The 25,562-nt window shown below is 65.5% G+C and carries 25 protein-coding genes and 3 pseudogenes; 12 read left to right on the top strand and 16 right to left on the bottom strand.

Going from position 1 to position 25,562, the window contains the following annotated elements; all coding sequences use genetic code 11:
- Positions 1–232: 232 nt before the first annotated feature.
- On the top strand, positions 233–949 hold the full coding sequence (locus WS70_RS23710; protein WP_059472448.1) for an MgtC/SapB family protein: 717 nt from the start codon (positions 233–235) through the stop codon (positions 947–949).
- A 30-nt stretch (positions 950–979) separates the two neighbouring features.
- Here WS70_RS23710 and bpsR read toward each other — a convergent pair whose 3' ends face one another.
- Positions 980–1,699 (bottom strand): autoinducer-binding transcriptional regulator BpsR, encoded by a 720-nt coding sequence (gene bpsR / locus WS70_RS23705; protein WP_059472449.1) that lies wholly within the window; start codon positions 1,697–1,699, stop codon positions 980–982.
- A gap of 73 nt (positions 1,700–1,772) precedes the next feature.
- Here bpsR and WS70_RS23700 point away from each other — a divergent pair, with 73 nt between their 5' ends.
- The 3 genes from WS70_RS23700 to WS70_RS23685 all read left to right on the top strand — a co-directional run bounded on the left by WS70_RS23700 (position 1,773) and on the right by WS70_RS23685 (position 3,924).
- Entirely contained in the window at positions 1,773–2,216 is a 444-nt protein-coding gene (locus tag WS70_RS23700; RefSeq protein ID WP_059472450.1) for a DUF4902 domain-containing protein, read from the top strand.
- 207 nt (positions 2,217–2,423) lie between these two features.
- On the top strand, positions 2,424–3,035 hold the full coding sequence (bspI1, locus tag WS70_RS23690) for an N-acylhomoserine lactone synthase BspI1 (RefSeq protein WP_059472451.1): 612 nt from the start codon (positions 2,424–2,426) through the stop codon (positions 3,033–3,035).
- 88 nt (positions 3,036–3,123) lie between these two features.
- A complete protein-coding gene (locus WS70_RS23685) occupies positions 3,124–3,924 on the top strand; it encodes a hydroxymethylglutaryl-coenzyme A reductase (RefSeq protein WP_059472456.1) in 801 nt (266 codons plus the stop codon).
- Here WS70_RS23685 and ribA read toward each other — a convergent pair.
- Positions 3,887–4,540, bottom strand: coding sequence for a GTP cyclohydrolase II (ribA, locus tag WS70_RS23680; RefSeq protein WP_059472452.1), 654 nt, complete (start codon positions 4,538–4,540; stop codon positions 3,887–3,889). The genes WS70_RS23685 and ribA overlap by 38 nt on opposite strands.
- 176 nt (positions 4,541–4,716) lie before the next feature.
- On the opposite strand from ribA, the gene WS70_RS23675 reads away from it, so the two are divergent.
- A complete protein-coding gene (locus WS70_RS23675; RefSeq protein ID WP_010118439.1) occupies positions 4,717–5,181 on the top strand; it encodes a CBS domain-containing protein in 465 nt (154 codons plus the stop codon).
- Positions 5,182–5,378: 197 nt separating this feature from the next.
- On the opposite strand, the gene WS70_RS23670 is transcribed toward WS70_RS23675, so the two are convergent.
- Positions 5,379–5,720 (bottom strand): DUF4148 domain-containing protein, encoded by a 342-nt coding sequence (locus WS70_RS23670; RefSeq protein WP_059472453.1) that lies wholly within the window; start codon positions 5,718–5,720, stop codon positions 5,379–5,381.
- A gap of 513 nt (positions 5,721–6,233) precedes the next feature.
- On the opposite strand from WS70_RS23670, the gene WS70_RS23660 reads away from it, so the two are divergent.
- Complete coding sequence (locus WS70_RS23660) at positions 6,234–6,632, top strand: GreA/GreB family elongation factor (protein ID WP_059472454.1); 399 nt, start codon at positions 6,234–6,236, stop codon at positions 6,630–6,632.
- Positions 6,633–7,109: 477 nt separating this feature from the next.
- Here the strand turns inward: WS70_RS23660 and WS70_RS23655 are convergent.
- From WS70_RS23655 to istA, 3 genes and pseudogenes are all read right to left on the bottom strand, one after another.
- Positions 7,110–7,432 (bottom strand): annotated as a pseudogene (locus WS70_RS23655) (transposase); the annotation flags it as partial.
- A gap of 129 nt (positions 7,433–7,561) precedes the next feature.
- Positions 7,562–8,344 carry an IS21-like element helper ATPase IstB gene (gene istB, locus WS70_RS23650; protein ID WP_108034042.1) on the bottom strand — a complete coding sequence of 261 codons (783 nt, stop codon included), beginning with the start codon at positions 8,342–8,344 and terminating at the stop codon, positions 7,562–7,564.
- A gap of 9 nt (positions 8,345–8,353) precedes the next feature.
- On the bottom strand, positions 8,354–9,877 hold the full coding sequence (istA, locus tag WS70_RS23645; RefSeq protein ID WP_082722130.1) for an IS21 family transposase: 1,524 nt from the start codon (positions 9,875–9,877) through the stop codon (positions 8,354–8,356).
- Positions 9,878–10,148: 271 nt separating this feature from the next.
- On the opposite strand from istA, the pseudogene WS70_RS23640 reads away from it, so the two are divergent.
- Positions 10,149–10,367: pseudogene (locus tag WS70_RS23640) on the top strand (IS110 family transposase); the annotation flags it as partial.
- A gap of 342 nt (positions 10,368–10,709) precedes the next feature.
- Here the strand turns inward: WS70_RS23640 and WS70_RS23635 are convergent.
- On the bottom strand, positions 10,710–11,834 hold the full coding sequence (locus WS70_RS23635) for a porin (RefSeq protein ID WP_059472433.1): 1,125 nt from the start codon (positions 11,832–11,834) through the stop codon (positions 10,710–10,712).
- A gap of 588 nt (positions 11,835–12,422) precedes the next feature.
- On the opposite strand from WS70_RS23635, the gene WS70_RS23630 reads away from it, so the two are divergent.
- From WS70_RS23630 to WS70_RS23620, 3 genes are all read left to right on the top strand, one after another.
- Positions 12,423–12,830: a YXWGXW repeat-containing protein gene (locus WS70_RS23630; RefSeq protein ID WP_059598413.1), complete on the top strand. Its 408-nt coding sequence runs from the start codon at positions 12,423–12,425 to the stop codon at positions 12,828–12,830.
- A 302-nt stretch (positions 12,831–13,132) separates the two neighbouring features.
- A complete protein-coding gene (locus WS70_RS23625) occupies positions 13,133–13,438 on the top strand; it encodes an ArsR/SmtB family transcription factor (RefSeq protein ID WP_059598414.1) in 306 nt (101 codons plus the stop codon).
- A 50-nt stretch (positions 13,439–13,488) separates the two neighbouring features.
- On the top strand, positions 13,489–14,550 hold the full coding sequence (locus tag WS70_RS23620) for an alkene reductase (RefSeq protein WP_059472430.1): 1,062 nt from the start codon (positions 13,489–13,491) through the stop codon (positions 14,548–14,550).
- Positions 14,551–14,687: 137 nt separating this feature from the next.
- On the opposite strand, the gene WS70_RS23615 is transcribed toward WS70_RS23620, so the two are convergent.
- On the bottom strand, positions 14,688–15,239 hold the full coding sequence (locus WS70_RS23615; RefSeq protein WP_059472429.1) for a GNAT family N-acetyltransferase: 552 nt from the start codon (positions 15,237–15,239) through the stop codon (positions 14,688–14,690).
- A gap of 96 nt (positions 15,240–15,335) precedes the next feature.
- Here WS70_RS23615 and WS70_RS23610 point away from each other — a divergent pair, with 96 nt between their 5' ends.
- Positions 15,336–15,947 carry a LysE family translocator gene (locus WS70_RS23610; RefSeq protein WP_059472444.1) on the top strand — a complete coding sequence of 204 codons (612 nt, stop codon included), beginning with the start codon at positions 15,336–15,338 and terminating at the stop codon, positions 15,945–15,947.
- Positions 15,948–16,072: 125 nt separating this feature from the next.
- Here WS70_RS23610 and WS70_RS33920 read toward each other — a convergent pair whose 3' ends face one another.
- The 8 genes from WS70_RS33920 to WS70_RS23570 form a co-directional block, all read right to left on the bottom strand.
- Positions 16,073–16,387: a GNAT family N-acetyltransferase gene (locus WS70_RS33920; protein ID WP_418230169.1), complete on the bottom strand. Its 315-nt coding sequence runs from the start codon at positions 16,385–16,387 to the stop codon at positions 16,073–16,075.
- Between the two features lie 227 nt (positions 16,388–16,614).
- Complete coding sequence (locus WS70_RS23600; protein ID WP_059598416.1) at positions 16,615–17,817, bottom strand: porin; 1,203 nt, start codon at positions 17,815–17,817, stop codon at positions 16,615–16,617.
- A gap of 222 nt (positions 17,818–18,039) precedes the next feature.
- Complete coding sequence (locus tag WS70_RS23595; RefSeq protein WP_059472426.1) at positions 18,040–18,978, bottom strand: helix-turn-helix domain-containing protein; 939 nt, start codon at positions 18,976–18,978, stop codon at positions 18,040–18,042.
- A gap of 87 nt (positions 18,979–19,065) precedes the next feature.
- A complete protein-coding gene (locus WS70_RS23590; RefSeq protein ID WP_059472425.1) occupies positions 19,066–19,686 on the bottom strand; it encodes a DUF3156 family protein in 621 nt (206 codons plus the stop codon).
- Positions 19,686–21,173, bottom strand: a complete 1,488-nt coding sequence (locus WS70_RS23585) for an APC family permease (RefSeq protein WP_059472424.1) — start codon at positions 21,171–21,173, stop codon at positions 19,686–19,688. Before WS70_RS23585 ends, WS70_RS23590 begins: the two co-directional genes overlap by 1 nt.
- A 135-nt stretch (positions 21,174–21,308) precedes the next feature.
- Positions 21,309–22,655 carry an aspartate aminotransferase family protein gene (locus WS70_RS23580; protein WP_059598417.1) on the bottom strand — a complete coding sequence of 449 codons (1,347 nt, stop codon included), beginning with the start codon at positions 22,653–22,655 and terminating at the stop codon, positions 21,309–21,311.
- Between the two features lie 36 nt (positions 22,656–22,691).
- Positions 22,692–24,194, bottom strand: coding sequence for an aldehyde dehydrogenase family protein (locus WS70_RS23575; RefSeq protein ID WP_059472422.1), 1,503 nt, complete (start codon positions 24,192–24,194; stop codon positions 22,692–22,694).
- Between the two features lie 190 nt (positions 24,195–24,384).
- Positions 24,385–25,155 carry a response regulator transcription factor gene (locus WS70_RS23570; protein ID WP_162499013.1) on the bottom strand — a complete coding sequence of 257 codons (771 nt, stop codon included), beginning with the start codon at positions 25,153–25,155 and terminating at the stop codon, positions 24,385–24,387.
- Between the two features lie 124 nt (positions 25,156–25,279).
- Here WS70_RS23570 and WS70_RS33180 point away from each other — a divergent pair.
- A pseudogene (locus tag WS70_RS33180) lies at positions 25,280–25,562 on the top strand (SDR family NAD(P)-dependent oxidoreductase); the annotation flags it as partial.

Raw genomic sequence — 25,562 nt, 5'->3', positions numbered from 1 at the left:
GGAACCGTCGTGGACAGTAGCAGCACAACGTCCGCACGCCGCTCCGCCTGAACGCCAGCCTGCCGCGCCGATCCGCGCGCCGCGCGCGTTCACCGGGACGCGTGCGATTCCCCGTTTCACACAATCGCATCCATTCGCGCGCTAAAGTGGCGCGCGACGCAGTGATGCACGCGCGCCCGCGAGGGCCGCTCGCGCCGCCGCGTCGCATCGCACTCGGCATGGCAGAACACCAATGACTTTCGAATTCGCACTTCGCCTCTTCACCGCGTTCGCCTGCGGGGTCGCCATCGGCCTCGAACGGCAGATCCGCCAGCGCACGGCCGGCTTGCGCACGATCACGCTCGTCGCGAGCGGCGCGTGTCTGTTCGTCACGCTCGGCGTCCTGACAGGCAACGGGATTCCCGGCGTCACGCAGATCGCCGCGTACGTCGTCTCCGGCGTCGGCTTTCTCGGCGGCGGCGTCATCATGCGCGACAAGGGCTCGATCCAGGGCATCAACACCGCGGCGACCCTCTGGTGCTCCGCCGCGGTCGGCGTGCTGTCGGGCGCCGGCCACTTTCTGCCCGCGCTCGCGGGCACGGGCGTCGTACTCCTGACGAATACGCTGCTGCGTGGCGTGAGCCAGGCGATCAACGCGACACCGGTGTCGAACGCCGATCTCGTGCGCGAATATCAGATCACGGCGATCTGCCTCGCATCGGAAGAAGTGCACATCCGGACGCTGCTGTCGAACTCGATGTATGCGAAGCCGCTGTCGTTCCAGAGCCTGACGAGCGAGGACGTGCCGCGCGAATCCGACGCGCCCGAGCGCATCAAGGTGACGGCGACCCTCAAGCTGCATCCGAAGGATCAGCAGAAGCTCGAGCAGATCGCGAGCCGGATGAGCATGGAAAAGAGCATCTCGAGCGTGAGCTGGACTGCGAAGGAGGTCGAACCGATGATGGAGTGACCGCCGCCGCGCGAGCGCGGCGGCGTCCGCTCACGGCGTCTCGATCAGTCCCATCGCGATCGCCTTCACGACGGCCTGCACCTTGTTCGTCGCGCCGAGCTTGTCGAGGATGTTGTTCACGTGGAAATTCACGGTGCGCTCGGAGATGCTGAGAATCTGGCCGATTTCGCATGCTGTCTTGCCTTCGCCCGTCCAGCACAGCACTTCGCGCTCGCGATGCGTGAGCGCGACGCCCGACTCGGGCGCGAGCTTCGGCACGAGGAAGCGGCTCATCAGCGAATGCGACATGTTCGCCAGCCAGTTCGCCTGCAGCGTCAGCTGATTGATCTCGGCGGACGTCAGCCGATCCGTATGCCGCGCGATCGTCAGGAGCCCGAACACCCCGCGCGGCGCCCAGCTCGACTGCGCGACGCCGACGGCGAGCCCGTGATCGCGCGCGTCGTTCCACAGCGTCGTCTCGTCGCTGCGGCTCGCTTCGGGCCAGACGATCATGTTCGAGCTGAGCGCGCCGTCGCGCACGGTCGGATCGACCTCCAGGTAGTTCATCTCCTGATAGCGCTCCATCCAGCCGTTCGGATAGGTATCGAAGATCGCGACGGCCGGCTTTGAAATCGGCAGCGGCACGCGTATGCCATAGCAGCAATATTCGAAACCGAGCCGCTTCGAATACGTGGCGATTTGTCGGAAGAGCTGCTGCTCGTTCTCTGCGGCGCTAAATTGAAGATAGGCATCTTGCCAGCGCAGTTCCATTCGTTCTCCAGCAGCTTCACGCTGTCATACTTGCTAGGTTTCAGCACGCGCGCGGACTGATACATTCCGCGGCATGAATTCACCATTGCTCCACCGCTTTCGCGGCCCATCCACCGACGGCTATGTGCGCCTGCCCTTGCACGCGCTCGCCGAACTGCAGCTCGTCCACGTGTCGTCCGGAATCGATTCCGGATTGCTCGTCGAACTGTGCGCGAGCGAGGTCGACGCCCGCCTCGCCGGCTACACCGAATGGGAGCGGCCGTCGAGCGCAGGCGCAGCGCACCTCACGATCGGCTGGGACTGGTACATCGACGGCGCCACGGGCGCATTCGTCATCGCATGGGGCGACGTGCGCAGCAACGCGATGGGCATCGACAGCGACGGCGTCGACATCGGGATGGCCCAGACGTCGGCCGCGCTGTCGCGCCGGCTCGCCCAGTTGAACTGGCCGGCGGCCGTCGCCGCCGCGATGCTTCGTCGCAGCGATTTTTCGTATGCAGGTCCCACCCTGCAGTGATTCGCGTCAGTGCATATTGTCCAATTTTCCTCGAACGTTGCGGATTGACAAGCAAATTATCGAATCTTTGCGGTCCGACACTGACGCAACCGCCCGCCTCCTCCAACCCGCCCCGCTTTTCCGACCCTGTAAGGGTTAACAGTTACCTGTCCTCGGAGCGCGCGATGTAATGCGCCCATTCCAAAGCACACGCACGAGGACGACACCATGCGAACTTTCGTTCATGGCGATGGGCGCCTGCCGAGCGACCTGGCGGCTGATCTGGGCCTTTATCGGCACCGCGTTTTCGTCGAACAGCTCGGCTGGAAGTTACCGTCGGCAAGCGAAGGGTTCGAGCGGGATCAGTACGATCGCGACGATACCGTCTACGTGGTCGCCCGCGACGACGACGAGGAAATCTGCGGTTGCGCCCGGCTGCTGCCGACGACCCGCCCGTACCTGCTGAAAGAGCTGTTCCCCACCCTGGTCGCGAACGACATGCCGCTGCCGCAGTCGGCCTCCGTCTGGGAGTTGTCGCGCTTCGCCGCGAACGCCGAAGATCCGACCGGAAGCGGCAATCCGGCCTGGGCGGTGCGGCCAATGCTCTCGGCCGTCGTCGAGTGCGCGGTCCGGCTCGGCGCAAAGCAGTTGATCGGCGTGACGTTCCTCAGCATGGAGCGCCTGTTCCGCCGGATCGGCGTGCACGCGCACCGGGCGGGGCCTGCGCAGCAGATCGACGGGCGCATGGTGGTCGCATGCTGGATCGATCTCGACAGCCAGACGCTCGCCGCGCTCGGCCTCGACCCGGAGCTGTGCGCGCCGCGCGCCGAAGCGGCTTGAGCGCGCCCGATCGACGGTCCTCGGAACCATGCCGTTCGTCATTCAAGGAGGTCAATACCCCGTGGATCATTCATCGGTATTTCGCGCGATGCTCCCCACGTTCGACGCCGGCGAAACCCGCATTGCCGTCGCGTTCCCGTCGTTCGCCGTGCGTCTGCCGCTCGTGCGGCTCGACAGGCAAGGGCTGGTATTCCGCGCGCGCGGCGCGATGCCGCCCGTCTGCGGACTGCCGCGCTCGGCGACGCTGTACCTCGACGACGAGCCGCTGTGCACGCTGCGGCTCGTGATCCGCGAAGTCGAGCCATGCGACGACGGCGCGCACGACCTGACGATGCAGCCGTCGGCCGCGAGCGGCGACGCGCTTCTCTGGCATGCGCTGCGCACGCGCTGCCGGCATGCGGACGCACTGCTCGCACAACGCGCGCCCGACCGCCGCGCGGCGGCACCGGCGCACCGGAACGACGCCGCGAAGCGCGACGAATCGGGCGCCCAGTACACGGCTAAGGCCGGAGCCGGCATGCGCGTGACGCGAAGCGCCGCGTTCCGCCTCGCGGACCGCGGCGACGCGCTCTTTTTCGCCGATTGGCTCGAATACCACTTCGACGAATTGCGCGCGCTCGCGCAAGGCCTGTCGCCCCGGCTGCATCTGAACGAGCTCGAGCGGCACCTGACGGGCGACGAAGTCGATGTGCGATTCGTCTACGACATCGACGGCCACGCGGACCGCCGAATGCTCACCGACTGCGCACGGCAGACATGCGACTGGATCGCGACCGAAGTGCGCCGCCGCTTCGATCTGCCGATCGCCGAGCAGCGCTTCGGCGCGCGCAAGCCGCGCCGTGCGGTGCGGTCTACTCGTTTTCGTCGAAGTAATAGTGGCCGAACTTGAGTTGCTTCGTGCGGATATAGCGCTCGTTCTCCTCACGCACCGGCACCGCGAGCGCGACGCGCTCGCAGACTGGAATGCCATGCCGCACGAGGGTGTCGAACTTCTTCGGATTGTTGCTCATCAACCGGACCGACGTAACCTTCAGGATCCTCAGGATCGCGGCGGCGGAATCGTACTCGCGCGCGTCGTCCGGCAAGCCGAGGTCGAGGTTCGCCTCGACGGTGTCGCGCCCCTGCTCCTGCAGCGCGTACGCACGGATCTTGTTGCTCAGGCCGATCCCGCGGCCTTCGTGCCCGCGCAGATACAGCAGTACGCCGCGCCCCTCGGCGGCGATGTAGCGCAACGCGAGATCGAGTTGCTCGCCGCAATCGCATCGATACGAGCCGAACACATCGCCCGTCAGACATTCGGAATGAAGCCGCGTCAGCACCGACCGCTGCTCGGCGACGCCGCCCATCACGAGCGCGAGGTGCTCGGCATCGCCGCCCACGACGCGAAACGCATACGACGTGAAAGTGCCGTAGCGGGTGGGAAGCGTCGCCGTGGCGACAAGCGTCACGCACTCGGGCGCGGCGCCGTCGTCAGGCTGCGGCGATTCAGGATGCGAAGACATCATGGAATGCATCAAACGAAAGAATTAAGGAATGTTCTGGATAGCGAGTGCACGGAGTTTACCGCTAATCTGCAAACTGGACGCACCCGCCCGCGGACACGGATTTATACTGAACGCTTCACCCGACGCGGCGGCCGCGCGCCGCCTTTCGCGAATCGCCCAGCCAAGGGAGACAGCGTATGAGCCTCACCGTCGCACATATTCTCAGGTCCAAGCCTGATTCGGGACGCACGATTCACACGATCGAAAAGTCCGATTCCGTCTATAACGCGATCAAGCTGATGGCTGAAAAGAGCATCGGCGCCCTGCTCGTGATGGACGGCGCGGACATTGCCGGCATCGTGACGGAACGCGACTACGCACGCAAGGTGGTACTCCTCGACCGTTCGTCGAAAGCGACGCGCGTCGAGGAAATCATGACGTCGAAGGTGCGCTACGTCGAACCGACGCAAACGAGCGACGAATGCATGGCGCTGATGACGGAACACCGGATGCGCCACTTGCCCGTCCTCGACGACGGCAGACTCATCGGTCTCGTGTCGATCGGCGATCTCGTGAAGAGCGTGATCGCCGACCAGCAGTTCACGATCGATCAATTGGAGCATTACATCCACGGAATTCCCGCCGCCGTGCATTCGCAGTAAGCGCGCGCCGGCGGCATCCATCAAAAAATGCCCAAACGCTGCGCGTCTGGGCAAAGCCGCCGGAATGCGGCGACGGAGGTTCGGCTCCTGTATCGCGAGCTCGGCGCATCATGCCGGCTCGCGGTTTATAGAATCGACCTCTTCACGTTTGCTGACGGGCGCCCGGCGCCGCCGGGCGCGAATTCGGCCCGCTCGTCTCAGTTGCCGAAGTAGACCGAATGGCCGAACGACGGCGACGTCGGCGACATGCTCGCACGGCCGCCGGATTCCGACGCGCCAGTCGCCTGTACACCATAGCCGCTCGTGTCGGCGTGCGTAAGCGTCTGCTGCGCAGGTTGCATGCGTTGCGATGCAGCCTGGACGTTTGCCGGGTACTGGGTTTCGCCGGATTCGGGCTTGTAGCCGTTCTGCTCAAGTTGGACGAGTTCGGACTTCACTTGCTCGCGGGTCAGCGGCTGCTGCTGGTCGGCTTGCGCGAACGAAGCAAGCGGCATGGCGAGAATCGAAGCGGCGACGGCTGCATAGACGAACGATTTCATGATTAACCTCCGGAATGTTGTATTTGCGTCGCTTCAGGCATCGTTGCCCTAAGCGATTGATTCCAGTCTAGTTACCGGCACAACGCGGGGAAACCCCTAGTTTGGACATACAGCGTTGCACCAATGACAATAATTACCAGCCGTATCACGATCGAAAGGTCGTTAAAAGCATCGTATCGGCAACAATGGGCAGCAGCCCGGCGGAACGGCCTGCAGGCTGTCTGATCTGTCGTTTTGTTGTATATTTGTAAAATTTGTCTCATCCGTTGCTTCATCGCCCCGATCATGCGCACACCGATCTTCCACGCTTGCTTTGCGCGCCGCCCACGCGGTTCGTGCACGGCCGTGGCCTCCGTCGCGATGTGCCCCCTCCTTCGAAGCACGCTTGCGGCGCCGCTCGCCGCGGCCCGGCGCTTGACCTGACAGCAGCCCCATCCCGGAGCCGCGTCAGCCAGGCTCCGGGCGATCCCGCAGGTTGGCCACGCCACCCAAGCCGATCATTTGGAGACTGTCATGAAAAACAGGATTTACCAGCTCACCGAACTCGACGTCGCGCGCCTCGAAAGGCACGCGGAACGCAACCCACGCTATCAGGAAATGCTCGATACGCTGCTTGAGCGCGCGGATATCGTCGAACCTGACAAGATTCAGGCGAACGTCGTGACGATGAACTCGCAGATCAAGCTGATCGACGAGGCCGCCGGCCAGGACATGACCTGGACCATCGTCTATCCGGACGCCGCCAATTTCGAGCAAGGCCGGCTGAACGTGTTTTCGCCGGTCGGCATGGCGCTCCTCGGCGCGCGCTGTGACGAGCAGGTGAAGATCACGCTTCCGGGCGGCGCGGACGCGACGTTGAAAATCGCCGAAATCGTCTACCAGCCCGAAGCGAGCGGCGATTACACGCACTGAACTGGCAGCCCCGGGCGCCCCACGGTTGTCGGAACGCCGCCGGCCTTGCACGCGAACGCCGGCACCCTCGTGCCGCCTACGACACCCGACGATCAAGAAAAAAGCGCGGATGCGTATGCAGCCCTCGCTTTTTTGTTTCCACGCAACGCGCTCGACATCGGCGCAGTAATCGGAATAGGGGCGGTCAGGTGGTCTGACCGATCCCCTCCCCCATACACGGACGCCCCTGTTTTGCCAGGCCTTCGTTGATGACGGCTCGATGATCGAGATTGCGGCCATACATCCGGACTGTTGCGAGGCGCGTTACGCTGCCTCTGCCCCTGATGGAATCTGCTGATCGGACTCTAATCACCACCTCGCGCTCGAAGCGCCTGTGGGAGGGCAGAGTTTTTCGATCCCGGTCCAACCTATCTTGTCATCACGTCGTGACTGCCTGAGCAACCTCTGGGGAGAACTGTTCTTATCAAACCGATCGGATTACACGGCGACGCCAGACGACGCGTAATCCGATCGGAACGTAGTGCCTCGTGTCAGCAATGCTCAGACGATCCGGGCATTGTGGTTCGCGACTGCCACGACGGCGATGTTCTTGTGCCGCCGCATCAGGAGACGGCGAAGCCAGCCCGAGAACCGATCATCTTTGTCGGCAAGGTAGCGAACCACCGCGCGCGCCCCGTGGACCACCAATGTCCGCAAGTACGTGTCGCCGCGCTTGGTGATGCCCAGCAACAGCGGCTGCCTCCGCTCGAATGCTGCCTGGGCACCAGACCCGGCCAAGCTGCCAATTGCCGAGCCGAGCGCTACCGAAGCACCTGGTGTCACGGATCGGCGTAATGGAGCCTGGGAAGATCGGCGTAAAGGCGCCACTTGGAAGGGTTGGGAAACGCAGTTTCGAACGCCGTCAAGAATGCTAGTTTTTGCCGCGTTTTTCAATGCCTGAAACAGGCGATTCCGGCATCGATTTGGGCACTCGATAACTGTCTGGGCACTCGATAACTGTCGCCGTCGAGGATGATCCGGTAGGCGCCGTGGCGCAGCCGGTCGAGGGTGGCGGCGCCGAGCATGCGGTTGGCCGGGAACGCGTCGCCCCATTCGCTGAAGTCCAGATTGCTCGTCAAGACCAGTGAACCGCGGCGCTCATAACGCTCGGCGACGAGGTCGTGGAACGCTTCGTCATGCGGCGCCGTGATGGGTTTGAGGGCGAAGTCGTCGACGATGATCAGCGGCACGCGCACCAGTTGCTGCAGCCGGCGCTCGTAGTTGCCGACGGCGCGCGCGGCATGCAGCGTGTTGAGCAGCTTGGTTTGCGTGAGGAACAGCACGTCGTGCCCCTGACGCGCGGCGCAGTGGCCCAGCGCCTGCGCCAGATGCGACTTGCCGACGCCGGTGGGGCCGGCGATCAGCACGTTGGCGTTCTCCTGTAGGTAACGGCCGGTGGCCAGGTCCTGGATGACGGCGCGGTTCAGTTTGGGCAGCCGATCGAAGTCGAACGACTCGAGCGTCTTGCCGGGCCGGAAGCTCGCGCGCGCCAGCCGCGTGCTCAGCTTCTTGTGCTCACGCCGGGCGATCTCGTCCTGGATTAGCAGCGCGAGAAACTCGGTGTAGGCGAGCTTGCCGTCGATGGCTTGGCGGTTACGTTGCTCGAGCGAGTCGAGGATGCCGGACAGGCGCAGTTGTTTGAGCATCGGGCTCAGTTCGGGAATCGGATTCATGTCGGGATCTCAGTGGCTCATCATGGAAGGCAGGTCACGGCAGAAGCGGCCGCCGCGGGCATAGGTGTCGGCGACGTCGATCAGATCGGGCTGGACGGGCTCGGCCAGTTGATCCAGGCCCTTGTCGAGGATCGTCTTGATGGTGCGGTAGCGCGGGCTGCTGAAGGACATCGCGCGCTGACAGGCGGCTTCCAGACGAGCGGCGCCGACCTTCGCTTCGAGCCGCAAGATGCCCTGCGCGCCCCGCAAGTTGACCAGCACTTGATCGTTGAACAACGCGAGGATCACGGCATGGCAAGCCGGGCCGATGCGTTTGGCTTCGGCCAAACACCATTGCGGGTCATGCATCTGCCAAGCCTGGGCTTCGGGCGGCAGATGATCACGCACGGTGGAGCGAGCGCCAGGGCGATGTAGCCGCGGGTGCGCGGCGACCAGCTCATGCTCACGAAACAGTTGCACCGTGGTGTCCGTCGCCTTGAGCCACAACGTCTGGCCCACGAGCTTGCACGGCGCCGAGTACAGCCCTTTATGGAACTGCACGTGGCAGTCGCGGTGCACGCTGACCTTGGTCCATTCAGCGAGCACCGGCGGCACATCGGGCAACGCCGCCAGTAACGATCGCTCGAGCGCAAAGCGCGCCAGCGGCTGTTCGCGCGTCGTGCCGTGTAGGCGATTGCCGGCTTCGCTCATGATCCATTCGCGCAATTGACGGTTGGCATCGGCGAGATCACGAAACTCGCGCAAAGGAGCAAAGGACTTCTTAATGTATTTGACTCCTGATTCGACGATCCCCTTCTTCTGTGGGTCACGCGGCGGGCATGCATCGATCTTGAAGCCATACCCTTCGGCCAGTTCGGCGTAGGAGCGTTGAACTTCCGGGTCATACATGCAGGCCCGTGTGATGGCGCACTTGGCGTTGTCGATCACGGTTCGCGCCGGGACGCCACCCCACCAGTCGAATGCTCGGCGGTGACAAGCAAGCCACGTCGCTACCGTTTGATCGAGCACGAGCTCTGCGTATTGGTGGCGTGACCAGCACAACGTAGCGACGAAAAACCAGGTCTTGACTGGCTTGCCGGCGGCGTCGAGCAGTTGCGGGCCGGCGCCGAAGTCGATCTGCACGGCGTCGGCCGGTGCGAAGTCGAGCACCGTGGTGGCCGGAACTCCGCGCTCGACGACCAGCGCTTGCAGGAAGCGCCGCACGGCCGAGTAGCTGCCGCTGTAGCCGTGATTGCGCTGCAGCGCGCTGTGGATCGTGGTGCCTTGGATGTCGGCGTGGAACCATTGCGTGATCAACTCGCGAAACGGCTCCAGCGTCGACACGCAGGTGCGCGGCAGTTGCGGATTGCGGCCGAACATGCCGGCCAGCACGGCGTCATCGGGCAGTGGCCGGGTGGGGGTGAGCCAATCGTGCTGGAGGGCAGCCTGGCGGATGGTCGCTAACTTCTTGCGGCCCATCAGCCCGGCGCGGGCGATGTCGCGATCGGAATCGCCCTGGCGCATGCGCGCGAGGACTTGGCGGTACTCAAACACTTCGAACCTCCGGTTACTCACGGCCCCTCCGAGCAAAAAGCTCGAAGGGTAACCAGTTGATGGAAGTTCGAAACGCGTTCCCGATTACGGCGGGGGGGGCGCCATTACGCCGATCATCGGCTGGCGCCTTTACGGCGATCCTGGGGTGGCGCCAATACGGCGATCATCCGCTGGCTCCATTACGCCGATCCTGAGGTGGCGCCAATACGCCGATCCCGGTTTGGCTCCATAGCGGCGATCATTGACACCAGATTGACATCGGGAGTCATATCAGCGCGGCGACATCTACATGCGTACTTTGCTGATTCACGGTGCGCGTGCCGTGCTCGCACGCGCTAAGCATTTGAGCGAAGCGCTGCAACGACTGCTCGCGCGACGACCGTTCAACGTGGTGGTCGTCGCTCTGGCGAACAAAATCGCGCGCACGATCTGGGCGCTTCTTGCTCACGATCGCACGTACGAACCCGGCGACGCGGCGCGAGCCGCGTAATTGTTCAACTCACTATAGGGAATGGGTCGCCAATAGGTTGCGCAGGTTGATGTACGCGTGATGGCAAAACAGGTCGGACCGTGGGCAAGCAAGCCTGAATGGGCGTAGGTCCTTCGAGGACTTCCAGGAGTTGAGGCCTTCCCCAGCAAATTCCATCAGGGTCAGCGGACCGACATCCGCACCGTAGGCCGGATATAAGTCTGCAGCCTGATCCTGTCCGCCGAACACGAATATCACCTGGCAAACCGGGAGGCGTCCATATAAGTGCGCCCATGCTGGGCGCACCATGAAAAAAGGCGCCCGAAGGCGCCTTTTCGAGACTGGACAAGCCAGCCATCACCCTTAGAAGCGGTGACGCAGACCAACCGTCGCTGCAGTTTGGTTGATCGACGTGCTGAACGGCGTGCTGAGGTCGCCGTTGTAGATCGACGCGTTCGCGTTCTTCGACGAACGCTGGTACACAGCCTGTGCGTACACGTCGGTGCGCTTCGACAGAGCGTAGTCGGCTTGAACGCCGATTTGGTTCCAGTGCGCGCTTTCGCCATTCACCTTGGCGTTCGTGTACGTGTAAGCAGCACCCAGACCCAGAGCCGGCGTCAGGTTGTACTTCACGTTGGCTTCGTAGTTGTCCGCGCGCAGGGTCGGCGAACCGTTAGCCTGGTTGTCGAGACGCGATTGCGTCCACACCAGACCGCCTTGCAGCGGGCCGTACACGTAGCTTGCGCCAGCACCGTACACGCGCGAACGACCTTGCACGTTCGTCACGTTCGAGCCGTTCAGGCTGAGGCCCGTAAGCGGGTCCGTCGCACCCACGGTGTTCACGCCCGGGTTGTTAGCCTGCGAGTACGCAGCACCGACCTTCAGGCCTTGGAACTGGTACGAAGCGCCCGCGCTGTAAGCACGGTTGTTCGCGAACTGCGAGTTGTTCGAGAACGAGTACGTGCCGCCGAATTGCAGACCAGCGTAGTTCGCGCTCGTGAACTTGACCGTGTTGTTCACTGCGACGTCGCCGTTCGTGTTCAGACGATCGTTGTTGAGCGGGTGTGCGAAGTACGTGCCGCCCCAGGTGCCCGTTGCCGACAGCGGCGACAGGTAGTCTTGGGTTGCGTCGTACTGACGGCCCAGCGTGACCGTGCCGTAGTTGCTCGACAGACCGACGAACGCTTGACGGTTGAACATGCCGCCGTTGTTCTGGAACTTGCCGTTGCCGATGCTGAAGCCGCTTTCCAACGTGAAGATCGCCTTCAGGCCGCCACCCAGGTCTTCCGAGCCGCGCAGACCGAAGCGGCTTTGGTCGACGCCCGAGCCAACCGACCACAGCGACTTGCCCGAGCCCGACGGCGTCGCGACGTTGCTTTGGTACGTGATGCCCGCGTCGAGCACGCCATACAGCGTGACGCTGCTTTGTGCGTGTGCAACGGTGGCGAACGATGCAGCAACTGCTGCAACAATCAGAGTCTTGTTCATGCGTGGAGCTCCCTTTTTAAAAAGGTAGGCCTTGCGACCTCGTTTCGATAAACGGTCTGCAACCGCCCGGAAGCGCCACATCGGCTTGCAAAACTACCTGCATGGCCGCGCCCGGATGGTTGCCCGTTATGGGAACCGTGAGTTTAGGGGTGTACCCTAGGGCCGCCATTCGCGAATAAAGAAATAAGCTTTTCCAGAACTAGAAATAATAGAAATGCTAGCGCCTTATAAGTATTTGTTTTATATAACGTTTTTGGCTTCTTGACACTGTATTTTTGGCGGAGTCGGTACGAGCATTCTTCTGTGTCAGCGTCTTGACGGTTGCGTATAAACAACAACGACCTGCGTGCAAAATAGACGAAATCGGTATTTTTTACCCATTCCAATGCAATCGGCGTCATCAAAAATAAAGGCTATCGAAAGATCAATTTCGATAGATCCAGATTAATTTTCCTTTCTGCACGGCCATCGAGCACCGTAACAGCCGTTACAGCATTCGTAACGATGGACGGCGCGCGACGCGTTAGGGTCGAACCTGCGGCGTCGCTTCGGCTCGCGCCGCATCCGGTTCCACTACACGGAGCAACCATGAATCGACGCCATTTTCTTCGCACGCTCTCGCTCGCCGGCACCGCGCTTGCCGGCGGCCTCGGCTTCGGCGCCGCCGCGACCGCTCAACAGCCGCCTGGACCACCGCAGTCGCCGCCCGGCTATCGACCGCCCGATTACCGCCCGCCGATGCAGACGCAGCCCGCCCGGCCGCCGTATCCCGATCGTCCGAACCGGCCGCCCCCGCCGCTTCGTCACGAGCGCCGTCCCGCGCCCCCGCGCCCGCGTGGCTATGTGTGGGCGAACGGCTCCTGGGGCTGGCGCGGGGGCCGATACGTGTGGATTCCGGGCCGCTGGGTCGCGCAGCGCCCCGGCCATCGCTGGGTGCCAGGCTATTGGCAGCAGCGGGGAGGAACATGGATCCATATCGACGGGCGCTGGAATTGAGCGCGTTCCGGAGCGTGCGGCTGCTTTCCGCGAAGCGTGTTGTGCGCGGCAAGCGCCAACCCTAGGCTTTCGACGAGCCGCGCGCGTGCTCGCCGCCCGGCGAGCGGTTCCGGTTCATCCGGCGACCGTGCCAATACCCTCGCGGAGCGCGGTCCGCCGCCCGTCGCCGCGCGACCTCAGCCGCTATCGCATCGATTGCAGGTCTCTATCGCCCCTAGTCAATAGAGTGTTGCTGTTCATATCGTCATTGACCGATATAAGCTTCGGAAACCGACGATTCGCACGATCCCATCGCCCTGTCCATGACCATCGATGTCGACGCAGTCCACAAAGCGCTCGCCAGCCCCGTTCGCCGCGCGATCCTCGCGTGGCTGAAGGAGCCGGACAAGCACTTTCCCGCATCGCGCGCAGGGTCGTTTTCGCACGGCGTCTGCGCGGGCCAGATCGATGCGTTGTGCGGACTGTCGCAATCGACTGTGTCCGCGCATCTCGCGACGCTCGAGCGCGCCGGACTCGTCACGTCGACCCGCGTCGGTCAATGGGCGTTCTTCAAGCGCAACGACGCGGTGATTCAAGCGTTTCTCGATTCGCTGCATCGCGGCCTTTGACACCCGCCCATTCGCCGCAAGGGCTTAGCCACACTCGAAGAGGTCTCCTCATGCCTTCTCTGTTCGATCCGCTGACCATCGGCGACCTGACGCTCCCGAACCGCATCATCATGGCGCCGCTGACCCGCGCCCGCGCCGGCAACACGCGCATTCCCAACGCGCTGATGGCGCGCTATTACGCGGAGCGAGCGTCGGCAGGGCTCATCATCAGCGAGGCGACGTCGGTCGCGCCGCAGGGCGTCGGCTACGCGAGCACGCCGGGCATCTGGTCGCCGGAACAGGTCGCGGGCTGGCGGCTCGTGACCGACGCCGTCCACGCGGCCGGCGGCCGCATCTTCCTGCAGCTCTGGCACGTCGGCCGTGTGTCCGACCCGGTCTTCCTCGACGGCGCGCTGCCCGTCGCGCCGAGTGCGATCGCGCCCGGCGGCCACGTGAGCCTCGTGCGCCCGCAGCGGCCCTACGTGACGCCGCGCGCGCTCGAGCTCGACGAAATCCCGAGCGTCGTCGCCGCGTTCCGCCGCGGCGCCGAGAACGCACGCGCGGCCGGCTTCGACGGCGTCGAAGTGCATGGCGCGAACGGCTATCTGCTCGATCAGTTCCTGCAGGACGGCTCGAACCGCCGCACCGACGCGTACGGCGGCTCGATCGAGAATCGCGCGCGCCTGCTGCTCGAAGTGGTCGACGAAGCGATCGACGTCTGGGGCGCGGCGCGCGTCGGCGTGCATCTGGCGCCGCGCGGCGATTCGCATACGATGGGCGATTCGAACCCCGCGGCGACGTTCGGCTATGTCGCGCAAGCGCTCGGACGCCGCAACATCGCGTTCTTGTTCGCGCGCGAATCGTTCGGCGGCGATTCCCTCGGCCCGCAGTTGAAGGAAGCGTTCGGCGGGCCGTTCATCGCGAACGAGAACTTCACGCTCGAAAATGCGCAGGGGGCGCTCGAAACCGGACGCGCGGACGCGGTCGCGTGGGGCAAGCTCTTCATTGCGAATCCGGATCTGCCGCGCCGCTTCGAGCTGAATGCGCCGCTCAACCAGCCGAACTCGGCGACCTTTTACTCCGAAGGCGAAACGGGATATACGGACTATCCGGCGCTGGAAAGCGCGGCGTGAGACTGTCTCGGGAACGGGCCGCCTGATTGTGGGCGGTTCGGGCTCGGGGCTCGGGGCTCTGAGGTCGACGGTCGGTGGTCAAGCGTCGTCAGTCCGATGGGTGTCGCGCATTCGCCGCCAATGGCGACGCCAGTCGGCTAATCGCCAAGCGAGCAACTCATGAACACGCGCTGCGATTCGTCGAGCCCGTGCGCGACGTGCGCCGCGCGTACCGCGGTCAGAGCGGGATCGAGCGCTTCGTCGTCGAGATCAATGAAGCCGAGGCAGCGGTAATAAGGCGCGTTCCACGGCACGTGCCGGAACGTCGAGAGCACGATCTGCCGCGCGCCCGCCCCGCGAGCCCGCCCCGCGACGGCATCGATCAGCATGGAGCCGATTCGCCGTCCCGCATGCTCGGGCGCCACGTCCACCTCCTCGAGATAGAGACGCGACGCGTCGAGCATCCTGTATATCGCAAAACCGGCGATGCGCTCGTCGGCATCGACGGCGACGAGCGCGCGGCCGGCGTCGATCCGCGCGCGCAGATCGGCGAGGTCGGTCGGCGGGCTCGACGCGATGTGCGGCATGCCGATGTCGTTGAAACGCTGCGCAGCGGCGGCTTCGATGTCGGCCAGCAGCGGGGCTTCGTCCGCGCGCGCGGCACGGATGCGGATCGGAATTCGTTGCGTGGCGGAGTCGAGTTCGGTCACTGTCGAATGGCTAAGGAGTCGATCGGGTTTGAGCCGCGCCACTATAATCAATTCCTCGCACCTGCCGCCATCGCGCATTGCAACAGGAGATTCGACATATCGCTGTCCAGCCTGGCCGTATTCGCCGCCGCGCTGCTGATCGCAGCCGGTTCGCCCGGCCCGAGCATCGCCGCACTGGTTGCCCGCGTGCTGACGAACGGGTTTCGCGACATCTTGCCGTTCCTGGCGGCAATGTGGCTCGGCGAAGTGATCTGGCTCACGTGCGCGGTAGCCGGCCTTGCCGTGGTCGCGCGCACGTTCGCGGTCGGCTTTCTCGTGCTGAAGTTCGTCGGCATCGCCTATTTGTTGTTCCTCGCGTGGAAGATGTGGTTCGCGCCGTCCGACGTGCGATCCGATGCGCTTCCGAGCGGACAATCGCCGTTGCGCATGTTTCTGGCCGGCCTTGCGGTCACGCTGGGCAACCCGAAAATCATGATTTTCTACGTCGCGCTGCTGCCGACGATGGTCGACCTGTCGCACGTCGGCGCCGTTGCATGGCTCGAGTTGACACCGACGCTGCTGGTCGTATTGATCGCAATCGACTGCGCATGGGCGTTGCTCGCGACGCGCGCCCGCAAACTGCTGACGAGCCGTCGCGCGGTGAAGGCGGCCAATCGCACGAGCGCGGCCGCGATGGCGGGCGCTGCGGTCGCGATCGCGACGCGCTAGGCATAGCGGCAACGCCGCGCAGTTGAGCGGCATTCCGCAGGGGCGGCATCTCAGCGCGGCGCATCGGCATCGGACCCGCTTGGAGAAGTGCACGAGATGACCGCCTTTGAGTGCTTCTCCGCAATCTATCGGATAGCCGGGCTGACGTACATCCCGACGTCCCGCGCGAACTGCTTGTTCGTGTACGGCCGGATCTCCGCACGGCGGCTCGACGCCGCCATCTGTTCCGCTTGATCCAGCAATCGGCGAGCCAGGCACGGCCCTTGATACGCCGGCCGAACCGCCACGCTCTCTATCAGGACGTAGTCGTCGTTGAGCACCAGTTCGGTCGGCGCGCAGGAATCTCGTCGACGTCCATGACGTAGACAAGGTGATTCCGCACCGCTTCCGAATGGCCCACAGCAATCGGCCCGGGCTCGCGGCCGATTATCAAAATCCATTTAGCATATGCCGCTCGCTTCAGCGAACAAATCGCCCGCACGTCGCGATGACCGGCTTGTCTCGGCATGCGATTCGTTTCGTCCATTGGCGGCCCCGGCCGATGACACGCAATCGCTTGTTGCCGCACCATGCGCCAACGTAGCGGCACGCGACGCTCCTCATGCGGCTCGCGCCGAAATGGAGAATGTCCTCGCGCCTGAAACACGGCCTACAGGGACTTCGCCCGTCAGAAATCGACCTTCACTCCCGCCAGCACCGCGAGCTGCCGACTCGAATTGCTGTTCGCGAGCACGGGAATCTGCGCGTAGTTCGCGGGCGCGCCGTTCGCGCCGGTACCGAGCCCTTGGCCCGATGCGATCTGACCAATCGCAACAGCATAGAGCGCGGTCTGCTTCGACAGACTGTAGTTCGCACCGACGTTCAATTGGTGAAAGCGCGTCGTCCCTCGGCTGTCCGTCTTCGCGTTGTTGAAGATGTACGCGACGCCGCCGCGCAGCATCGGCGTGAACGCATACGTCGCGTTCAGCTCGGCGATGTCGAATGCGATCGACGCCCGCTGCGGATGCGTCGAAGTCGCGAAATACGCGCTGTTGCCCAAGCGGGTGTGCGTATAGGTCAGCGCGACGGCCCCGTCGCCGAAAGCGATCGAGGCGCCGACGCCGAACGCCTTCATCGACGCCGCATCCTGCAGCAGGCAGTACATCGCGCCCGCGTTGCCGCACGCGAAATCGCCGATGTATCCGCTTGCGCCGCCGAGCGCCGCGTCGAGCGGCTGCCGAAGATTCAAATAGCCGACGCCGAACGAGACCGGTGCGCGATTGTATGAGGCGGCGACCGAATAGCCGCGACGCGCCGAGAAATTCCCCGCCTGACTGCCGAAGCTGAACGTGCCGCCGAACGTCAGGCCGTGGAAATCGGCGCTCGTGAACTTGACCGCGTTGTTGAAGTTGAACGCCGCGTTCAGATTATCGACGTCGCCGAGATGCGAGCCGTACGGCGTCGCCCAACTGTTGCTCGACACGTATGCGCCGAGCGTATCGGTGTACGAATCGTATTGGCGTCCGAGGCCGAGCGTGCCGTACGCGTCATGACGCAAGCCGACCCACGCCTGCCGGCTGAACGCCGCACCGCCCTGCAGCGCCTGACCGTTCGCCGACAGGAACTGCTGCTCGAGCGCGAACACTGCCTTCAATCCGCCGCCGAGCGCCTCCGCACCCTGCAGTCCCCAGCGCGACGGCACCAGATTCCCACCGCCCATCTGCCACGCGTGGCCGCCGCTCACACTGCCGTCCGCGCGCGTGAACTGCTGGTTCGTCGAATAGATGATGCCGGTATCCACCGTGCCGTACAGCGTCACGCTGCTTTGCGCGCAAGCGGGCGCGGCGGCCGCGCCGGCGACGCCGGCCGCGATCCAGGTCCTGATCCTCATGTCCCCTCACCTCCCGTCGTTGATTTGGATTGCCAATCGATCGACTCGATCGGCGGCGGTGGAGGCACTCTATCCAGCGAAAATCTTCGCCCGGTATCCCAAATTGGCAAATGCGTCAGCGACGCGCGGAACAGGCATGGAACGGCGAATGCGCATATCGCCGCTTCGCGCGCATGAGGCACGCGGCGCATGTGATGCGCGCGGCGCGCGCGATACGGATGCTCAGGACAAGCGCAGCGTCTGCGACGGCAGTTCGCCGAACAGATCGCGATATCCGCGCGCGAAATAGCCGAGATGCGTGAAGCCCCACCGCGCCGCGGCCTCGCCGACGCACAGTGCGTCGGCGGACGTCGTGCGCAGCAAACGGCGCACCGCGTTCAGGCGGATCGTGCGCAGGTACGTGACGGGCGTCACGTCGGCGACACGCTGGAAGCTCGTCTGCAGCGTGCGTCGGCTGCAGCGCAGCGCGCGGCACAGCTCGAGCACCGTCACGGGCTCTTCGGGCCGCGCCCAAAGATAGCGCTCGCAGCGCCTGACGATGTCGCTGTACGTCGCATGCGTGATGTCGCGCCGTGCTTCGCCGACCGCGCCCGCGAGCGCGTCGAGGAACACACCGAGCATCGCGTCGCGGAACATCTTGCGGGTCGCGTCGTATTCGAGCCACGCTGGGTTTTGCTGCGCATCGTCGATATACGACGACAGGCGCGCGCCGAGCGCCGCGCCCTGCTCGTCCGTCAGGCGGATCACGTGCCGCGGCGGGCGGCTCTCGCGCGTCCCGAACTCGGCTTCGCACAGCTCATCGATCATGTCCGGAGCAGCGCTGATGCCGACGAGCCGCATCCCCTCGGGCGTATGGAATTCGAAATCCTCGCCGGGGCGCAGCGCGAGGAGCGCGTAGCCGTCGACGTGCTGCCGCTGGAACGTCCCCGAGAGCGGCGCGAGCACCGGCACCGCGAGCGACGTGCGCCCCTCCGGCGACATGCCCGTCTGCGCGACGCGGCGGTTCGTCGTTTCGCGGAAGAAATGGAAATCGTCATACAAAACCTGCGTGACCGTACCCTTGAAGCGGCCGGGCGTCATCTGCCGGTAGACCTGGCGCCAGCCGGCAATGGCAAGTCCGTGATCGTGGACGTCTTCGAGCGAACGCGACTGGAACAACATGGATGCCTCCAGAGAATTCCGATGCGGCGTGACGAACGGCGCCTGCATGCGCCTGCGCGGCGTGCCCGTTCGTCCGGCGGGCCGGCATCAGTCGCCCGACACGCGCGCAAGCGCGGCTTCGAAGCCCGCGAACGCGGCACGCAGCGCATCGCGCTGCGCGCCGGCTAGACGCAAGTAGCGCCGAAACGACGGCATCCGGCCGACCACTTCGCTGCCGCCGAACGGCACGATGCGCAGCATCCAGCGCGGGCCGTCCGCGACGATTTCACAGTATGTCAGATCGAGCGCCGCGAGCGGCGCGCCGAGCGCGGGCATCGCGAGCAGCGTCGCGACGTGCGCCGCGAAATGCGCGCCGGCACCGCGCGCGACCGTCGCCGCGACCGGCCCGCGACGCACCCAGCCGCTCGGGGCGATTGACGCCGAGCCGTTCGCATCGGGTCCCGCAAGCGTCCGCTCCAATTGCACGCTGACCGTATGCAGCAGAAATTGCCGGTCGACGCGCTCGGCGGCGCGCAGCGCGATGCCGTCGCTCAACATCATCCGCGCGGCGGCGCCGTTGTCCGGCATCGAGAGTGCCGCATCCAGATCCGCGGCCACGCGCACGAGCGTCGCGCCGCGCCGATAACCCGGCACCGGGCCCGGCGCGAGCCAGCGCCGCCATCCGGCCGCGGGCGCGACGCTGCCAATCGCCAACGTTCGCCTGCTCATCAGACGTGCTCGTTGCGCAACACTTCTTCGACGGGCACCGGCTTGAACGGATGCTTGCGCTGCACGACGAGCGTCCAGAACAACGCATAGAGCGCGGTGAGCCCGAGCATCGTGCCGAACGGCACGTAGATGTCGCGGCTGTTCATCCCCGGCGGCGCGATATACCAGATCGCGAGCACGATGCCGACGCTCGACACGATCTGCGGCAGCGGAAACCACGGCGACCGGTACGGCCGCGGCAGGTCCGGGCGGCGAATCCGCAGCATCACGACCGACAGCGTGACGAGCAGATACGCGGTGCCCCATGCGCAGGTCGCGGCGAGCACGAGGTGCATGATGCTGTCGAGATCGCCGTGGATGATCCACGCATGCAGGATCGGCACGGCGGCCGCCGCGACGATGCCGACGACGGGCGTCCTGAAGCGCGGATGCAGGTAGGCGAAGCACTTCGGCAGCGCGCCGTCGACCGCCATCCCGTACAGGATGCGCGGCAGGCCCGCCATCAGCGTGTTGATCGTCGCCGCGCCGGCGAACAGGAACGCGACGCCGAACCACACGCGTCCGAACGGGCCGAGCACCTGCAGCGCGAATGCGGGAATCGCGCCCGGCGTGTCGAGCAGATGCGTGAGGCCGTCCGGCGTCACCGCGACGTTCGGCACCTGGCGCTTGATCGCCGCGCCGTAGAGGAACATGCAGATTGCGACGCCGGCGAGCCCGAGCGCCATCGCGCGCGGAATCGTCTTGCCGGGCGTCTTCATCTCGGGCGCGAGCGGCGTGACGAACTCGCAGCCGACGAACATGAACATCGCCATCCCGACGAGCGACAGCACGGCCGGCACGGACGCGCCGACCTCCGAGCGCCCGAACCAGCCGTCGAGATGAACGGCGGGCGCGGCCGCGAGCCCGAGCACGCCGAAGATCATCAGCGACAGCCACATGCCGATCGTCAGCACGATCTCGAGCCTGCTGAACACCTTGATGCCGATGATGTTGGTGATCGCGAACGTCGTGACGAGGCCGACGCCGACGAGCCACGCGCTGTTGTGCCGCTCGAACGCGGCGTTCAGCGACTCGAAGTTGACGAGCGCCATGATGCCGCTCAGGATCGTCTCCGCCGTGCCGGCGAACACGTGGACGAGGAAGTACGCGGAAATCGTGCCGGTGATCGCCCAGAAGCGGCCGAGCCCGCACGACAGGTAGTCGTAGACCGAGCCGGCCGTGGGCAGCATCGCCGCCGCTTCGGAGAACGTCGTCGCCTGCGCCTGCATCATCACGAACGCGATGATCATCGCGACCGCGAACGCCCAGCCGCCCATCCCGAAACCGGACGTCGCGGTCAGGATCACCGGGCTCGCCATGATGAGACCGACGGCGCTCGCGAGCGCCGTCGGAAAACCCACCGCACCCGCCGCCAGCGCGGGCTTCCCGCCCGGCCCGCCGGACGCCGCCCGAGTCTCCGCATTCGAATAACCTGACAAATCCGACATCCTCGTCTCCTGATTGATGCGTCGATGTCGAGAAAATACGGAGGCCAAAATTCTCACATGTAGCGCAAATTGGCAAAACGGCCGGGGCCGCGCGATCGCGGCCCCGGCCGTCAGCCGTCCGTAATCGGCGCGCGATCAGCCGCCGGCGAACGGCGTCTTCTCGAAGCCGGCCTCGAGGCCCGCGACGATCCGGTCGATCTGCTCGCGCTGGATCACGAGCGGCGGCGACAGGATGATCTTCGTGCCGACCGGCCGCACGAGCACGCCGTTCTCGCGCGCGACCTCGGCGACCGCATTCGCGTAGCCCGACATCGGATCGATCGGCGTGCGCGTCGCCTTGTCGGCGACGAGGTCGAGCGCGACCATCAACCCCTTGCCGCGCACCTCGCCGACCGCGTCGAAGCGCTCGACGAACGGCCGCAGCGCTTCGAGCAGATGCGCGCCCTGCTTCGCCGCGTTCGCGGGCAGATCCTCGCGCCGCACGATGTCGAGGCTCGCGAGCGCCGCCGCGCATGCGACCGGGTGTCCCGAGTACGTGTAGCCGTGCATGATCGCGCCGCTGAAATCCGCGTTCGCCGCGAACGCCTCCTCGATCCGTGCATTCACCGAGGTCGCGCCGAGCGGCACGTAGCCGGACGAGATGCCCTTCGCGAGACACATGATGTCGGGCTTCACCCCCCAGCCGCGGCTGCCGAACAGGCTGCCGCTGCGCCCGAAGCCCGTCACGACTTCGTCGGCGATCAGCAGCACGCCGTAGCGGTCGCAGACTTCGCGCACGAGCGGCCAATAGTTCGCAGGCGGCACGATCACGCCGCCCGCGCCCTGGATCGGCTCGGCGATGAACGCGGCGACCGTGTCCGGGCTCTGGAACAGGATCTCGCGCTCGAGCAGCTCCGCGCAAATGCGGCCGAGCGCTTCGGGGTCCTGCGTGAACGGATTGCGATAGATCCACGGCGTCTCGACGTGGAAGCATCCAGGCAGATTCGGTTCGTAATTGCGCCGGAACACCGTGTTGCCGTTCACCGACGCGCCGCCGAAATGCGTGCCGTGATAGCCCTGCTTCAGCGAGATGAACTTCGTGCGGTCCGCCTGCCCGCGCACTTTCCAGTACTGGCGCGCAATCTTGAGCGCGGTCTCGACCGAATCCGAGCCGCCCGAGCTGTACAGCACGCGGCGCATCCCTTCGGGCTCCATCATGTCGATCAGCAGCTTCGACAGCTCCTCGGCGCGCGGGTGCGTGACGCCGTCGAACAGCTGGAAGTACTCGAGCTCGTCGAGCTGGCGCACGATCGCCTGCTTGACCTCGGCGCGGTTGTGGCCGACATTGACGTTCCACAGGCCCGCGACGCCGTCGACGAGCTGGCGCCCGCGCTCGTCGTACACGTAGCAGCCCTCCCCGCGCACGATGCGGATCGGCTCGCGGCGCTTCATGTCGTTCGGGTGCAGCATCGGATGCCAGAAACGGGAATCGTTGTAGCTCATTGCATTGCTCCAGGAAAAAACGAACAGCCCGCGCGTTCAGTGCGCGATGCAGACGGATTTGGTTTCGGTGAAGCCTTCGATCGCGTATTGGCCGAATTCGCGGCCGATGCCCGATTGCTTGTAGCCGCCGAACGGCATCGACGGATCGAGCGGAATGTGGCAATTGACCCAGACCGTACCCGCCTCGATCTGCGGCATGAGATCCATCACAGCCTTCAGATCGTTGCTCCACAGGCTCGCCGCGAGCCCGTACGGCGACGCGTTCGCGAGCCGCACCGCTTCGGCCGGATCGTCGAACGGCAGCACGACGACGACCGGGCCGAACACCTCGTCGCGAACGATCGCGCTGTCGTGCGTCGCGTCGGCGATCACGGCTGGGCGCACGAAGTAGCCGGGCAGGTCGTCGGCCGGCGTGCCGCCCGCGAGGAACGTGAGGCCGTCGCGGCGCGCCCGCTCGACGTGCTCGACGACCTTGTCGCGATGATGCGCGGACACGAGCGGGTTGATCTGCGCGGCCGGATCGAGGCCCGGACCGAGCCGCATCGACGCGGCGACGCCGGCCAGGCCGTCCGCGAGCCGACGGAATTTGCTGCGGTGCACGTAGATGCGCGACGCGGCCGCGCACACCTGCCCCTGGTTGAAGAACGCACCCGCCGCGACGCTTTCGAGCGCTTGCCCGACATCGACATCCTCGAGCATCACGACCGGATTCTTGCCGCCGAGCTCGAGCGAGAAGCGCGTCATGTTCTGCACGGCGGCCGCGCCGACGAGCTTGCCCGTCGCAGTCGAGCCGGTGAACGAGATCTTGCGGATCGACGGATGGCTCGCGAGCGCGGCGCCGCATTCGCGCCCGCCCGTCACGACGTTGAACACGCCCGCCGGCACGCCGGCTTCGAGCGCGAGCTCGGCGAGCCTCAACGCCGTGAGCGGCGTCTCGGGCGACGGCTTCAGCACGACCGTGCATCCCGCCGCAAGCGCCGGCACGAGCTTCCAGGCCGCGATCATCAGCGGAAAATTCCACGGCACGATTGCGGCGACGACGCCGACCGGCTCCTTGCGCGTGTACGCGGTGTAGCGTGCGCCGGGCGGAAATGGAATCGACACGTCGAGCGTCTGCCCGGTGATCTTCGTCGCCCAGCCCGCCATGTAGCGAACGTACTCGATCGTCGCGCCGACCTCGACGCCGCGCGACACGAGGATCGACTTGCCCTGGTTCAGCGTCTCGAGCTGCGCGAGCGCCTCCGCATTCGCTTCGAGCACGTCGGCGAGCTTCAGCAGGATGCGCTCGCGATCGGCGGGCCGCAGCCCGCTCCACGCGCGCGTGTCGAACGCGCGCTTCGCGCTCGCGACGGCGGCGTCGACGTCGTGCGCATCGGCGTCGGGCACGCGCGCGAGCCGCTCGCCCGTCGCCGGGTCGAACACGTCGAGCCGGCGCGGCGAATGGGCGGCGTGCATCGCGCCGTCAAAGAAGATTCCGAATTCGCGCTCGGTGAATGCGCGCACCGTGTCGGTCACGGTGACGATGTCCGTCTGTGTCATGGGCGTCTCGCGATAGTGGTTTGACGTCCGCGCGGAACGACGGCGCGGACGGTTGCGCACCACTGTAGCGACGCCGTTTCGCGGCCGGTTAGCGCAAATTGGCAGGTTGAAGGGAGGTGATGCGGGGGGTGAGCAGACGAAACCGCACGCGGTCCGCGCCTTCGAACCGCCGCACCGGTCGCTCGCCGGGTCAAAAAAATAGCGCGCCGACGAGCTCGGTCCGGTTCGACACGCCGAGCTTGCGGAACATCCGCAGCAGATGCGTCTTGACGGTCGGCTGGCCGAGGGAAAGATCGCGCGCGATCTCCTTGTTCGACCGTCCGTCGCGCACGAGCCGCGCGATCTGCTCCTCGCGATGCGTGAGCCGCGCGTCGCAAGCGATCCGGCGAATCCCTCGCACCGCGCGCAACGGCGGCAGCAGCGCGACCTCGACGACCGGCTGGACTGCGCGCAGCGCGGCGAACTCGTCCGCCGAGTAGCGGCCGTCGCCCGCCAGACGCAGCAGCGAGAATGCGGCGATCGCCACGCCGCCGTCGCGCAGCAGCACTTCGACGACGTCGGCGACGCCGTGCCGCCGCAGGAAGCCCGTCCAGTACGACGACGCGGCGCGCCGCTCGTCCGGCAATTGCGAGGCGAGCGTGACGACCGCGCCCGGCTGCGCCGCGCAACGCGACGGATGCAGCGGATCGAGCGGCCGGTAGCGGCTGACATACGCGCGATGCATCGCGGCCGCCATCCCGAACAGCTCGAAATCGACGGGCTCGCCGCTCGCGTCGATCCGGTAGAACACCGTTGCCGTCGGGCGCGCGAGCGCCTGCAACGAAGCCACGCAGGTGCGCAGCGCGTGCGCGTACGACGCGGCATCGGCGTCGGCATCGGGTCTGGCGGGGTCGTGCGTCATGGCGGCGGACACCTCGATCGCGGGCGAGCGGCTTCGGCAGCTTAGTTGCGCCGCCGCCATCGCAATGAGCACGAATCAGCAAATCGTGCGGGTGTCCATTCAGCCGAACGGTCGATACCGGGACGCGCGTCCGGTCCCTACACTCGTCCTGTAACCACTGCCATCGATGCAAGGAGGATCTCGCATGGGAAGCGCTTCGCCGCGCACCGTCGTCGTGACGGGCGCCGGAACCTGGATCGGGATCGGCGCCGCGTGCGCCGCGCGTTTCGCCGCACAAGGCGACCACGTCGTGCTGATCGGCCGTCGGCAGGCGCCGCTCGACGCGGTCGCCGCACAACACGGGCGGCCTTGCGCTCGCTGGCGATGCCGATGCCGTGAGCACGGGCGGCTGGGCCAGGCACGTCGAACGGATTCACCCGCGCTTCGGCCCGATCGGCGCATCGATCGCCTGCGCATGCGCAGGCGGA

The sequence above is a fragment of the Burkholderia mayonis genome, from assembly GCF_001523745.2.
Classification (GTDB): domain Bacteria; phylum Pseudomonadota; class Gammaproteobacteria; order Burkholderiales; family Burkholderiaceae; genus Burkholderia; species Burkholderia mayonis.
This window is presented reverse-complemented; position numbering and strand designations above follow the sequence as displayed.

What these genes read in the sequence shown, in the direction of transcription:
- WS70_RS23570 (WP_162499013.1), bottom strand. Translation starts at nt 25,155, where the DNA reads ATGGCGGCGGCGCAACTAAGCTGCCGAAGCCGCTCGCCCGCGATCGAG.
- istB (WP_108034042.1), bottom strand. Translation starts at nt 8,344, where the DNA reads ATGAATCCGATTCCCGAACTGAGCCCGATGCTCAAACAACTGCGCCTG.
- WS70_RS23575 (WP_059472422.1), bottom strand. Translation starts at nt 24,194, where the DNA reads ATGACACAGACGGACATCGTCACCGTGACCGACACGGTGCGCGCATTC.
- WS70_RS23660 (WP_059472454.1), top strand. Translation starts at nt 6,234, where the DNA reads ATGAAAAACAGGATTTACCAGCTCACCGAACTCGACGTCGCGCGCCTC.
- WS70_RS23590 (WP_059472425.1), bottom strand. Translation starts at nt 19,686, where the DNA reads ATGAGCAGGCGAACGTTGGCGATTGGCAGCGTCGCGCCCGCGGCCGGA.
- WS70_RS23710 (WP_059472448.1), top strand. Translation starts at nt 233, where the DNA reads ATGACTTTCGAATTCGCACTTCGCCTCTTCACCGCGTTCGCCTGCGGG.
- bpsR (WP_059472449.1), bottom strand. Translation starts at nt 1,699, where the DNA reads ATGGAACTGCGCTGGCAAGATGCCTATCTTCAATTTAGCGCCGCAGAG.
- WS70_RS23700 (WP_059472450.1), top strand. Translation starts at nt 1,773, where the DNA reads ATGAATTCACCATTGCTCCACCGCTTTCGCGGCCCATCCACCGACGGC.
- WS70_RS23670 (WP_059472453.1), bottom strand. Translation starts at nt 5,720, where the DNA reads ATGAAATCGTTCGTCTATGCAGCCGTCGCCGCTTCGATTCTCGCCATG.
- WS70_RS23625 (WP_059598414.1), top strand. Translation starts at nt 13,133, where the DNA reads ATGACCATCGATGTCGACGCAGTCCACAAAGCGCTCGCCAGCCCCGTT.
- WS70_RS33920 (WP_418230169.1), bottom strand. Translation starts at nt 16,387, where the DNA reads ATGGATTTTGATAATCGGCCGCGAGCCCGGGCCGATTGCTGTGGGCCA.
- WS70_RS23620 (WP_059472430.1), top strand. Translation starts at nt 13,489, where the DNA reads ATGCCTTCTCTGTTCGATCCGCTGACCATCGGCGACCTGACGCTCCCG.
- WS70_RS23635 (WP_059472433.1), bottom strand. Translation starts at nt 11,834, where the DNA reads ATGAACAAGACTCTGATTGTTGCAGCAGTTGCTGCATCGTTCGCCACC.
- WS70_RS23600 (WP_059598416.1), bottom strand. Translation starts at nt 17,817, where the DNA reads ATGAGGATCAGGACCTGGATCGCGGCCGGCGTCGCCGGCGCGGCCGCC.
- WS70_RS23675 (WP_010118439.1), top strand. Translation starts at nt 4,717, where the DNA reads ATGAGCCTCACCGTCGCACATATTCTCAGGTCCAAGCCTGATTCGGGA.
- WS70_RS23685 (WP_059472456.1), top strand. Translation starts at nt 3,124, where the DNA reads ATGCTCCCCACGTTCGACGCCGGCGAAACCCGCATTGCCGTCGCGTTC.
- WS70_RS23630 (WP_059598413.1), top strand. Translation starts at nt 12,423, where the DNA reads ATGAATCGACGCCATTTTCTTCGCACGCTCTCGCTCGCCGGCACCGCG.
- ribA (WP_059472452.1), bottom strand. Translation starts at nt 4,540, where the DNA reads ATGATGTCTTCGCATCCTGAATCGCCGCAGCCTGACGACGGCGCCGCG.
- WS70_RS23585 (WP_059472424.1), bottom strand. Translation starts at nt 21,173, where the DNA reads ATGTCGGATTTGTCAGGTTATTCGAATGCGGAGACTCGGGCGGCGTCC.
- WS70_RS23595 (WP_059472426.1), bottom strand. Translation starts at nt 18,978, where the DNA reads ATGTTGTTCCAGTCGCGTTCGCTCGAAGACGTCCACGATCACGGACTT.
- bspI1 (WP_059472451.1), top strand. Translation starts at nt 2,424, where the DNA reads ATGCGAACTTTCGTTCATGGCGATGGGCGCCTGCCGAGCGACCTGGCG.
- WS70_RS23580 (WP_059598417.1), bottom strand. Translation starts at nt 22,655, where the DNA reads ATGAGCTACAACGATTCCCGTTTCTGGCATCCGATGCTGCACCCGAAC.